Below are 10,983 nucleotides of genomic sequence, written 5' to 3'. Positions count from 1 at the left end.
ATGGATGTAGGTAAGGGGCGTGAGCAGGACGCGGAAGCTTTGCTCGGTTTTTACTTAGCCCACTAGGTTACAAACCTCGCGCCGCGATTTAATCGCCCCTAGATTGAACAAATTTCAATCCGCAAAGTTCAACACGCCCTAGCCTTTATTGCTGGCGTTGTTAATGCGGTAGGATTGTTAGGATTTGAGCATCAGGCCATCTCTCACCTTTCAGGCAGCGTTACTTTACTTGGTATAAAACTAATGAACAGTACCTCTGTTGCGTTACTACTTGTAAGTATAATTGTAAGCTTTATGCTGGGCTCGGCGCTTTCTGGCTTTTTACTCACTGGCGGCTCGTTAAAGCTTGGGCGACATTACGACACCCTATTATTTATTGAAGGCCTATTACTACTTTTAAGCGCCTATTTACTTAGCCGCGCCCATGTTTATGGCATTACGCTTGCCAGCGCTGCGTGTGGTTTACAAAACGCCCTTGCCACTAATTACAGCGGCGCAGTAGTGCGCACCACTCATTTAACCGGTATTTTTACCGACCTAGGTTTAATGATAGGCAAAACGCTAAAAGGTGAACCCTTTGATACCCGCAAAGGCGTTATGTTTTTACTTATTATTATTGGTTTTTTACTTGGCGGTATTACTGGGTTTATTTTATTTTAGTATTACTCAATACGTGCTTTAGTGGCGCCTGCGCTGGCGTGCTTTGTATTATCTGTAACGTATAAAATTTACAGAGTTCGCACACTTTAACGCAAGCGGTTTAAAAACGTTTTAAAACACCTTACCATGGTGTTAATAAAGCGTTATTCACCTTAAAGGAATGTATGAAACCTTATATTTTGCCGCTGTTATTGCCACTCAGCCATGTTGCAATTGCCGACAATCAAAACAATGATGCAATAGAAACCATAACAACCACCGCATCACGTACAGAAGCACTGGCTACACCCTATCCGCTTACTATTAGTACCTTATCTGAGGCGCAATTAAATAGCATTGCGCCTACTCATGTTGAAGAGTCGTTACAACGTATTGCAGGTGCTAATGTACAGCGCGGAAATGGGCAAGAATACTTACCGGCACTTCGCTCACCGGTGCTCTCGGGCGCGGCAGCCTGTGGCGGCATACTCACCCTTGAAGATGGCATACCGCTACGTGCTGCGGGCTTTTGTAATATAAACGAGCTATTTGAAGCGCATAGCGAAATGGCAAAGCGCATTGAAGTATTAAAAGGCCCGGGCTCTGCACTTTATGGCTCAAACGCCGTGCATGGTGTAATTAATGTAATAACGCCAGACACCACCCAAGGCGGCGGACTTGTTGGGCTTGATTATGGCTCATACGGGTATGCTCGTTATAAATTACGCGCAGGGAAAGACTACGGCAACAGTGGGATTGGCATTAATGCAAGTGTTACCGACGATACTGGTTACCGTGATGATGAAAGCGTTAAACAGCAAAAAGTAAATATTCGCCACCGCTTTGAAAACGATAACCTGTTACTGACCTCCGGCCTTACATACACAAATTTAGATCAGCAAACTGCAGGCTTTATAACGGGTTTTAAAAGCTATAAAAACGAAGACATAGCACAGCAAAACTTTGATCCCGATGCCTTTAGAAAAGCCCGCTCATTTAGAGCGTGGAGCAACGCCCAGTGGCAATTAAAAAATAGCAATGTGCTTTCTATAACGCCTTATGTGCGCGACCAAAGCATGGACTTTTTTAAGCATTTTTTACCTGGCACCCCGCTTGAAACCAACAGTCAAACAGGCATAGGTGTGCAATCGCTGTATCAACATAACTTGCAAAGTAATATAAAAGTAAACCTAGGGCTTGATGGCGAATACACTCGCAGCGACTTTACACAAAGCCAAAACGAGCCAACTCAGGGCTCTGCATTTTTAGTAGCCACAGTACCACAAGGCAAACATTACGATTACGATGTAAACGCAACCCTGTATGCACCGTTTGCATCAGTTGAGTGGCAATTAAATAAATGGTTTATTAGCGCCGGCCTAAGATATGAGCACATGCAGTACGATTACACTAATAATATGCTGACTGGCCGCACAAAAGATGATGGCACTGAATGTGGTTTTGGCGGATGCCGTTATAGTCGCCCGGCCAGTGGTAAAAATAGCTTTAGCAATACCTCACCTAAGCTTGGTGTAAGCTACAAGGTCAACAAAAACAATACGCTATACGCTAACTTTTCACGTGGCTACCGAGCGCCGCAAGCGGCAGAGCTTTACCAATTACAACGCGAGCAAACTACCGCTAATTTAAACCCCGAAATAGCCAATAATGCCGAGCTTGGCTTAAAAGGGTATTACAGCGATGTGAATTATGCATTGGCTGTGTATGCCATGAGTAAACACAACACTATTTATCGCGATAGCGACTTTTATAACGTTAATGATGGCAGTTCACGCCACCGAGGGATTGAGCTTGAAGTAGACTACGCATTAAGCAAAACGCTTAACTTACAATTTGCAGGTACACATGCAAAGCACACATATACCAATAACCAGTTAATTAATGGGCTAAATATAAACGGTAACAACGTAGACACCGCGCCTCGAAATGTAGCTAACCTTGATTTAACCTGGCAAGCCTTTAATAACCTAGCGCTTGCACTGCAATGGCATAGCGTAAGTAGTTACTATACCGACCCAGAAAACCTACATAGCTACGAGGGGCATGATATTTTAAGCTTGCGGGCAAAGTGGCAAGTTACCAATAATCTAGAAGTGCTTGCACGTATAATTAACCTGACCGACGAAGCTTACGCAGAGCGTGCTGATTACACCAGCTTTACTGGCGATAGGTACTTTCCTGGTAAACCCCGTAACGCTATGATTTCAGCTACGTACACGTGGTAAGGCGTTAACTTAAAGATTTAACTAATTTAAATCGCCCATGTATTTAGTGGGCGATTTGCCCATAACCTTTTTAAACATAGTTATAAACGCACTCACCGACTCATACCCTAATAACGCCGACACTTGCTGTACGCTTTGCCCATCTGACAATGCCTGCAGCGCGGTAATTACATGTAATTGCATTCGCCACTTACCAAAGGTCATGCCGGTTTGCTTTTTTATAAGCCGTGCCAACGTACGCTCAGTTAAAGCAAAATCGTGTGCCCATTGTGCAAGGGTTTTGCGATTATTTGGCTGTGCGAGTAACTGCTGCCCCATTGCTTGAATAACCGCATGCTTAGATAACACAAAATCAAGCGGTTGGGCGGGCATTTCTATAAGCAAATCAAACAGTACCTGAGCTAAACGTGCTGTTTTAGAGTCTTCATTATAGGCTTGGTGCTCGCTGGCGAGTTTAAGCATTAAACTTTTTACCAGCCCCGTTATTGCTAATGTACAGGTATGCTGTGGCATACCGTGCTTATTGGCATCAATAAATACAAAACATAATTTGGCGTTATCAGATGCGCGGTTACTGTGTAAGGTGTTTGCAGGTACCCAAATAGCGCTGTGTGTTGGCACCATCCACATTTTATTTGCTGCTTCACAGGTTACATAACCATCAAGCGCTAATATTAATTGCCCTTTTGGGTGTGTATGTAAAGGGTATTCTTTACTGCCTTGTGCGGTATCTACTTTGGCGATTATGGGCTGTACCATGTGCTCGTAGTTTTGTAGGTATCCCCACCCTTTAGGCTCAAACATATTTTGTCAGTTTTTAGTTATTTAATGTCAGTATAGCTAAATTATAATACTGCTGATTTGTTTATACTAGCGCCCATAATTAGCTAACAAATTTTGTAATAATGACCCACACACCTAACAGTAATAGCGGTATGTCTCGCTTTTCAGGCGTATTACTTGTAATCGGTATTTTACTTATTGCTGCCAATTTACGTGCGCCTTTTACAGGGGTTGCCCCTGTGCTTGAACAAATAATCGCGCACTTTAATTTAACCGCTTCGCAAGCAGGCTTTATTACCACGTTACCGCTAATTGCTTTTGCCATTATATCGCCTATGGCTGCAAGCCTGGCTAAGCGCCAAGGGCTTGAGCGCACATTGTTTTTTGCTGTATTTTTAATATTACTGGGTATTGCTGGGCGCGTGATTGATTCAGCCATTATGCTATTTGTTGGCACCGCCATAATAGGCGCCGGTATTGCCATAGCTAATGTACTCCTACCGAGTTTAATAAAACGCGACTTTCCAGCAAAAGTTGCGGTAATGACCTCTGCTTATGTACTCACCATGGGCGTTGTATCTGGTGGTTTTTCAACGATAGTTTATCCGCTTAGCCAATATGAAGGCTTAGGCTGGCAGTTTGCTTTAGGCGCAAGTGCACTTATTACACTTAGCACGTTAGTTATATGGATGGCGCAATTAAATAAACACACAAAACCGACGCAAACAGCGCATACCTCAGTACTTACTAAAAGCATTTGGCGTTATGCACTTGCATGGCAAATTACACTATTGTTAGGTTTAAATTCGTTTTTAAACTACATCATCATTACGTGGCTACCCAGCATACTCACCGAAGCGGGGCAAAGTGCAACGCAAGCAGGTGCCTATCATGGGGCTTTTCAAATTGCGACCGCCATACCTGGGCTGGTACTTATACCGTTACTTGCCAAGCTCAAAGATCAAAGTGCGCTTAGTTTTATACTTGCATCACTCAGTGCAACCTGTGCGCTTGGTTTGTTATATATGCCAAGTTTTGCATTAGTATGGACACTTCTACTAGGTTTTAGCTCTGGGGCATGTTTTATTTTAGGGCTATCGTTTATTAGCTTACGTACTGATAACTCAACACAAGCGGCCTCACTGTCGGGTATGTCACAAAGTATTGGCTATTTACTGGCGGCTATTGGCCCTATGATAGCTGGGGCGCTACATACAAGTACCGGCAGCTGGAGTGCGCCACTTTGGCTATGTGCAGGTGCGGGTGTGCTATGTGCTACATGTGGCTGGTTTAGCGGAAAAAATACCACGCTTAATAATAGCTAGCTTATCAACTGGCGTAACCATGCTAACAAGCCTGTCGCTGGCTTTTTTACTGATGAGTGCTTTTTCTCAAAGCGCTTATTTGTGGCTTCACGTTGTGCGCGGCGCTCTTGTGCTAAATTAGCTTTTGCAGCAAAACGCAAACGCTGCTCTTGAGTTAGGTCGTCATTAAAGTTAATGGCTGACTTTTTAACGGCTCGGCTAGTTTTAGGTGAACTACACATATATTTCTCCACATGACGGTCTTATAAATAGACAGTCATGTAGGAAAAAAAATTTCAATAATCGTTTGTCATATCCATTGCTTGTTTCGCTTTTAGCATGCAGCACACCTCATTTAATACGGCGAGGTAGAGCGGCATGCTTCTATCTCATCGCGGGTCGGCTTTTTTAAAAATTTAACGCTGTGGTTCTTTTCGTCAATTTTAACTATATCCATAACGGCCATTTTTTTTAGCCAACCAAACATAGGTAAAAACTGCCATTTTTTTGCAAAGGTGTTGGCGTTATTACAAATATCTTCAGCGTAGTTTATAGGTGGCGTAAACTTATCGTGGTACTGGTGCAATACCCAATCATCAATGTAATTAAGCTTTATATTGCTTACTTTGCACTGCATTGCAAAGTCGGTGTCTTCTGCGCCGTAACCAATAAACTGCTCATCAAAACCATTAACTTTATTAAAGTCACGTTTGTTAATCACAAAAATTAAAGACCAAAAAGTTAAAAAGTCTACCTCTTCGTTTGTAGGTAAGTTTTTGCGTTTAGGGTGATCAACAGCTTCCTCCACTAATAATTCATAGTTACCGCTTTTGGGCACATACGGTAAATACTTTGCTTTAGCACTGACCACTAATCCGTGGGTTAGTTTAGCAAGTAAACTTTCAAAAAGTGTGGGAGAGCAAATGCAATCTACGTCTATAAATATAACGTCGTTTTGCTGCGCATTTTTAACCCCCGTGTTGCGCGCTTTAGCAAGGGGTAAGCCGTTTTCTTGTATGTACACATTTTTGGTCACAAAAGACGTGTTTGGGGTAACATTATGGCTGTTTTTTTCATCCATCCACACCACCACCATATCAGATGGGCGAAGCGTGCTATTTTCTATACTGTGGATAAGGTTAGCAAGCTGCTGGTGGCGGCCTTTAACAATAGTAACGATTGAAAAATTATGACTCAATTGCAACCTCCTTAACTAATTCTACAAACTCGCTGGTAAACTGTTCTGTAGCATTTATTATTTGTGTTTTATTTGTTTGGGTTTTTCTTACATTAACCAACGCAGCCTCTATTTGAGCATTGTTGTGCTGTAAAAACGCTGAAAAAGGCAAATGCACTGCGAGGTTATTTTTAGCTAACATGCGCGCTTTTTCATCTTGCTCTTGGTAGGGTCTGTTTTCGGGTATAACAATCAGCTTTTTCCCCAGTGATAACAACTGTGATACTGCGTTATTGCCACCACTTGATACAACCACATTTGCTGAAATCGCTTGATCTATATTGCTCACTTTGCCTTTGTAGGTTACTCCTTCAATGGCTTCACCTTGGCAACCAATAACCTCAACGTGTTCGGTGTACTTAATCAGTGTACGGGCAATTAATGCCGCGCTTTGGGCATCGGTCATTAGCAAAGTAATACAGCTGCCAAAATCTGTATTGGTGGCGCTTTCACAACCTGTGTATTTTGATATAAATCCTAAATAATGAGTTTTATTAAAATAGCTGTAGTGAGGTGTTTCTAGCTGCTTTGGGTACGGGGCATATAGTTTAGTCGCGCATTCGTAAGCAAACACTTGCGTGGGATCGCCACTGATATCACCCGAATGGCGCTGCATTAAAACAGGTAAACCAATGCTTCTGGCCATAATAGTCAGTTCGGCCGATACATCACTGATAAATAGTACCGGTTTGTATTGCTGCGCCAATAGGTTAAAGGTTATGGAGCGTTCAAGTGGCGCTTCGCTGTATTCGATTCCTTCAAATGCAGTGTTATAGCTTCTTTGTACAGCGCTTTGGCCTGCCCATTTAGAAGGTAGCTTTTCAAAAATGCTTCGCTTACACACTTTATTCAAAGCAATTTTTACGTTTAAATCACCATAAAGCACCACTACGTTATAGCTATTTTGTAACTTAGTAATAAGTAACTCAGCACGTGTAATGTGGCCCGCGCCATGATGGTGAACATAAAAAAATACAGTCGGTAAATTTGGCTCATATAAGTGCTGCATATTCGGCCTCATAATTTGAAACAGTCACGTTAAAGTCGAAGTTTTTAGCAAAAGATTGGCACGCTTGCGGCGACACTTTGCCTAGCTTTTTAATGGCTGATACAGCTTCATCCACATTGTTTAGTGCAGTACACACGTTAGAAAATCGTAGCTCTTCTGGTATGGCTGTTTTAAAGCCTACAACAGGTATACCATGAGCAAGCGCTTCAATGGTGGTTAGGCCAAAAGGTTCGCTCCACTTAGAGGTAGCTAAAAACAAACAAGATTTAGCAAGCTGTGTAAACAATTCATCGTGTTTTAAATGCCCAATATAATAAATGGAGTCTGTAAGTAGCGGCTCGACGTGAGCATTAAAGTATTCCCTATCCTCAACGGGGCCAGCTATGCATAATTTGCGCTGTAATTTTTGCGCTATTTTAATCGCCGATACTGGGTCTTTTTCGGCGTTAATACGTCCCATCCAAAATAAATCGTGGGTTTTATTAATTTTTTGCACATACTCACTTTTGGGTAGAGTAACGCCATTTGAAATCACTTTAATGGCACTACCAAGGTGAGCCTCCCACTCTTTGCATAACCTGTTAGATACAGCAATATAGCGGTGATCGCTACGCGCTTTATGCAGCTTATGTATTAAACCTAACTTTGGTGATACTGGGGCATGTAAAGTAATTACGCTTTTTATATTATGAAGTAATGCCACATCATAGAGTGCATGGTAGTAACTGTGGTAATGCACAACGTCGTAATACGAATTATCGATTAGCGCAAATTGGGCAGCCTGGTACAGCTTTTGGCCTTCTTCCTCTGTGGTTATGTTGTCTTTCATGCGCAGTGGGGATTCGTCTAACTGTAAAATGTTAAACTCGTTTTCTTCATCAGCATCTTTACACAACACATCAACAGTGTGGCCTTTTTTACACAATGCGTTAGCTAAATTAGCAACAAAGGCTTCTGTGCCCCCTTTAAAGGGCTGCCTTAAAGAGACTATTGGGCTTGCGACCATCAGTATTCTCATGCAATCCTCCCCAGTATATTGCTATATTCGCTACACATTTTTGCAATAGGAAAATTACGAGCGCTTTTAATTACGTCGCTTTGATTTAGTGAGAATGAAGCTTCAAGCGCGGCGGCTAAACTATTTACATTATTGCCCTTAGCAAGCACGCCTGCGCCTTCACTGACTATTTCGGCAAATGCACCGCGATTAAACGACACCACTGGCGTACCTGTTGCCATAGCTTCTAAAGTAGAAAGCCCAAAAGGCTCATCCCATCGGGTGCCAAATACTGCAGCTTTGGCATGAGCCAATTGGTGTTTGATACTATGGTGATCAAGGTGCCCTAAATAGGTATCGCAGGGTTTTAGTAAAGGCCGCACTACGTCATCCATATAGTGTTGATCGGCTATGGGGCCGGCAAATTTAATAGCAATCCCCATTTGTTGCGCTGTAGATATTGCTATATCAATGCCCTTACTTGGTAATATTCGACCATACGTAAACACATAATCTTGCGGCTTTTTTGTTACCTGCCAGCGCTTAAGGTCTATACCATTGTAGGTCACTTCTACTTTATCGTTTATAAAAGGCTCCCACGCTTCTGCTAAAGAGTGCGATACTGCGGTAAAGTGTATAAATGGCGAGTAAGAAGCCAGCCCTACCACCGCTTTTAATTTTGAGTAAGGCGGTGTGTGCAACGTGGTTAACATAGGAATATTATGTTTACTGGCCCACAGTATGGGAATCGGGTTAAGGGAGTTGTTATGCACTACGTCAAACTGCTCTTTAGCTATATCGTCCATTACCTTGAGCATAAAATCGTTTTCAACTATATCGGGGTATTGTTGATATTGGCTGTTATCTATCGGGAACGATTTTAATTTACAGTTAACCTCACTGTCTGGGTGAGCATATAAAGTAACCTCATAAACTGATTGGTAGTATTCAACTAATGCGCCAGTAAAAGCTTCTAGCCCACCAGCATAGGGAGATTTAATAGGAAATCGGGGATGCGCTATAATTGCTAGTTTCATACAGCAAGCTCCTCGCGACCATGCGGTTTTTTATACAAAAGAACGAGTGGCACTTCCTTTTTGCTTTTTGTAGCAAACATCTTTTTCATTAGCTGCCAATCGCTGCTTGGGGCTGTTTTAAAAGGTAAAAACGCTAATAATGAATTCTTTTTAAATACTAGGGTTTCTATCGGTCTTTGATAAGTGCGCTCTACTTTTTTTGTATTATCAAAGTAATAGGGAGTAAAAACAAAGTCCTCTTCAAAGCCTTCGTTTATTAGTTTAAAAGTGTGCTTTTCATCAAATACATCGTCGTCAGTACGAAAAACAACAAAATCACTCAACGTTGTTTGCAGCCCCACGTTATAAGCCGTAAACCGACAGTTTAGTGTGTGATCAATATAAATAACGTTGGGGTCAATCGCCTTTAATCTTAGGCGTAAGTTATACCTTTGTTTGTACTTTTGTGTTGAGTTATCAACAATCGTGATGATGTAATTACTGGCGTATTTTTGTATTTCTTTAACGCGCTCTATAACACCTTCATTGCAGTGGTAAGTTACTAGCACGATGGCCGTTTTACAGTACCTTTTGCTTTTCATTGTTTTTCCTTAGCCATATTATTTAAAACCGCTTAAACAAGGGGATTAATTTCCATATCTACTACGCTAATAAATCAAACGCTAACTTTTGTATTCGTTAAAGTAAGCGCTCAGTTGTTTTAAGCGCAGCTCTAAGGCTAACTTTTCAGAGAGTTTCCAATGGGGTAATTTTTTTAAACGTGATTTGGCTGCTTCTAATTCAGCCCCTACTTCGCTCGTGGATAAAATTCTCATTCGTTTCACCTCATCATTAATATGTAGTCCGTGGTGTTTATCAGCAATTAACAAGCCAAATAGGTACATATAAAAATAAACTTTATTTTTATAAATATCATAAACTTAAATACAAAAGCTGAGGTGAGGTATTACTACAAATGAGCATATAGGCATATATTTCAATAAAATATGAAAATAATTCACAAAGTCATTTAGCCTACAAATATTTTAATTTTTATATAAAGAGGAGGTAAAAGGAGGGAGTAAAATGCAGCTAGCGAGATTTTTCCCGCTAGCAAAGCATAGCTAATTAGCTGTTTTATTTTCTCAACGCTCACAGCACTTATGATTGAGGTGTAGTTTCAAAAGCAGGCACCTGGTGTAAATCGTTTAGCCATTTAAGGGTTGATTGCGACCAAATTTGCGCAGCTGGGGTAAATTCATCTCGCTGATCAACAGCACCTATACGCAGGCCGTACACTCTATCGGCTTTAGCTTCATTAGTTGCGTAAAGTGTAGTGCCGCACGTACCACAAAAGCCTTGCGCACGTTTATTGCCGCTCTGTGCTGTTTTAACATACTCTTTTGGCTCGCCCTTGGTAAATACTACCGAGTTAGGCTCAGCCATTATTACCGCCCTAAATGGCCCGCTCGACATGCGTTGGCAATCGCTACAATGACATACAAGTACGTTATTATTTTGCGACTGGGCTTGGTATTTAATTTCACCACAGTAGCAGCTTCCAGTAATTTTCATTTTACTCTCCTTGAGTATGTTTAAAGGTGTTTAACCTAGGGCGTGTTGACCTTTGCGGATTGAAATTTGTTCAATCTAGGGGCGATTAAAATCGCGGCGCGAGGTTTGTAACCTAGTGGGCTCGATAACTGCTCCTGCGTTATTCTAATGACTTACATCCATGTAAGAATAAGTAAA

11 protein-coding genes and 1 pseudogene are annotated in these 10,983 nt (G+C 41.7%); 3 read left to right on the top strand and 9 right to left on the bottom strand.

Going from position 1 to position 10,983, the window contains the following annotated elements:
* Positions 1-102: 102 nt before the first annotated feature.
* Together AN389_RS19025 and AN389_RS19020 are read left to right on the top strand one after the other, a co-directional pair.
* Positions 103-750 (top strand): annotated as a pseudogene (locus AN389_RS19025) (YoaK family protein).
* Positions 751-824: 74 nt separating this feature from the next.
* Positions 825-2,885: a TonB-dependent receptor gene (locus AN389_RS19020; protein WP_055015294.1), complete on the top strand. Its 2,061-nt coding sequence runs from the start codon at positions 825-827 to the stop codon at positions 2,883-2,885.
* A gap of 21 nt (positions 2,886-2,906) precedes the next feature.
* Here the strand turns inward: AN389_RS19020 and AN389_RS19015 are convergent, their stop codons facing one another.
* Complete coding sequence (locus AN389_RS19015) at positions 2,907-3,689, bottom strand: helix-turn-helix domain-containing protein (protein WP_055018911.1); 783 nt, start codon at positions 3,687-3,689, stop codon at positions 2,907-2,909.
* A gap of 101 nt (positions 3,690-3,790) precedes the next feature.
* Here AN389_RS19015 and AN389_RS19010 point away from each other — a divergent pair, with 101 nt between their 5' ends.
* Positions 3,791-4,993 (top strand): MFS transporter, encoded by a 1,203-nt coding sequence (locus AN389_RS19010; RefSeq protein WP_055020472.1) that lies wholly within the window; start codon positions 3,791-3,793, stop codon positions 4,991-4,993.
* Here AN389_RS19010 and AN389_RS19005 read toward each other — a convergent pair.
* The 8 genes from AN389_RS19005 to AN389_RS18970 all read right to left on the bottom strand — a co-directional run bounded on the left by AN389_RS19005 (position 4,990) and on the right by AN389_RS18970 (position 10,806).
* Positions 4,990-5,214 carry a hypothetical protein gene (locus AN389_RS19005; protein ID WP_055020471.1) on the bottom strand — a complete coding sequence of 75 codons (225 nt, stop codon included), beginning with the start codon at positions 5,212-5,214 and terminating at the stop codon, positions 4,990-4,992. The genes AN389_RS19010 and AN389_RS19005 overlap by 4 nt on opposite strands.
* A gap of 113 nt (positions 5,215-5,327) precedes the next feature.
* The gene (locus tag AN389_RS19000; RefSeq protein WP_055020470.1) at positions 5,328-6,170 is read right to left on the bottom strand and encodes a glycosyltransferase family 2 protein; all 843 of its coding nucleotides are present in this window, start codon (positions 6,168-6,170) and stop codon (positions 5,328-5,330) included.
* Positions 6,160-7,218, bottom strand: coding sequence for a glycosyltransferase (locus AN389_RS18995; RefSeq protein ID WP_055015289.1), 1,059 nt, complete (start codon positions 7,216-7,218; stop codon positions 6,160-6,162). Before AN389_RS18995 ends, AN389_RS19000 begins: the two co-directional genes overlap by 11 nt.
* Positions 7,202-8,236, bottom strand: coding sequence for a glycosyltransferase (locus tag AN389_RS18990; RefSeq protein WP_055020469.1), 1,035 nt, complete (start codon positions 8,234-8,236; stop codon positions 7,202-7,204). The genes AN389_RS18995 and AN389_RS18990 overlap by 17 nt, the downstream gene beginning before the upstream one ends.
* Positions 8,233-9,252 (bottom strand): glycosyltransferase, encoded by a 1,020-nt coding sequence (locus AN389_RS18985; RefSeq protein ID WP_055015287.1) that lies wholly within the window; start codon positions 9,250-9,252, stop codon positions 8,233-8,235. Before AN389_RS18985 ends, AN389_RS18990 begins: the two co-directional genes overlap by 4 nt.
* On the bottom strand, positions 9,249-9,833 hold the full coding sequence (locus tag AN389_RS18980) for a glycosyltransferase (protein ID WP_055018913.1): 585 nt from the start codon (positions 9,831-9,833) through the stop codon (positions 9,249-9,251). The genes AN389_RS18985 and AN389_RS18980 overlap by 4 nt, the downstream gene beginning before the upstream one ends.
* Positions 9,834-9,914: 81 nt before the next feature.
* On the bottom strand, positions 9,915-10,067 hold the full coding sequence (locus AN389_RS20410; RefSeq protein ID WP_160318638.1) for a hypothetical protein: 153 nt from the start codon (positions 10,065-10,067) through the stop codon (positions 9,915-9,917).
* Between the two features lie 325 nt (positions 10,068-10,392).
* Positions 10,393-10,806 (bottom strand): GFA family protein, encoded by a 414-nt coding sequence (locus tag AN389_RS18970; protein ID WP_055015284.1) that lies wholly within the window; start codon positions 10,804-10,806, stop codon positions 10,393-10,395.
* Positions 10,807-10,983 lie beyond the last annotated feature (177 nt).

It is taken from the genome of Pseudoalteromonas sp. P1-7a (genome assembly GCF_001401855.1).
Lineage (GTDB): Bacteria > Pseudomonadota > Gammaproteobacteria > Enterobacterales > Alteromonadaceae > Pseudoalteromonas.
This window is presented reverse-complemented; position numbering and strand designations above follow the sequence as displayed.

What these genes read in the sequence shown, in the direction of transcription:
- AN389_RS19020 (WP_055015294.1), top strand. Translation starts at nt 825, where the DNA reads ATGAAACCTTATATTTTGCCGCTGTTATTGCCACTCAGCCATGTTGCA.
- AN389_RS19015 (WP_055018911.1), bottom strand. Translation starts at nt 3,689, where the DNA reads ATGTTTGAGCCTAAAGGGTGGGGATACCTACAAAACTACGAGCACATG.
- AN389_RS19010 (WP_055020472.1), top strand. Translation starts at nt 3,791, where the DNA reads ATGACCCACACACCTAACAGTAATAGCGGTATGTCTCGCTTTTCAGGC.
- AN389_RS19005 (WP_055020471.1), bottom strand. Translation starts at nt 5,214, where the DNA reads ATGTGTAGTTCACCTAAAACTAGCCGAGCCGTTAAAAAGTCAGCCATT.
- AN389_RS18995 (WP_055015289.1), bottom strand. Translation starts at nt 7,218, where the DNA reads ATGCAGCACTTATATGAGCCAAATTTACCGACTGTATTTTTTTATGTT.
- AN389_RS18990 (WP_055020469.1), bottom strand. Translation starts at nt 8,236, where the DNA reads ATGAGAATACTGATGGTCGCAAGCCCAATAGTCTCTTTAAGGCAGCCC.
- AN389_RS18985 (WP_055015287.1), bottom strand. Translation starts at nt 9,252, where the DNA reads ATGAAACTAGCAATTATAGCGCATCCCCGATTTCCTATTAAATCTCCC.
- AN389_RS18980 (WP_055018913.1), bottom strand. Translation starts at nt 9,833, where the DNA reads ATGAAAAGCAAAAGGTACTGTAAAACGGCCATCGTGCTAGTAACTTAC.
- AN389_RS20410 (WP_160318638.1), bottom strand. Translation starts at nt 10,067, where the DNA reads ATGAGAATTTTATCCACGAGCGAAGTAGGGGCTGAATTAGAAGCAGCC.
- AN389_RS18970 (WP_055015284.1), bottom strand. Translation starts at nt 10,806, where the DNA reads ATGAAAATTACTGGAAGCTGCTACTGTGGTGAAATTAAATACCAAGCC.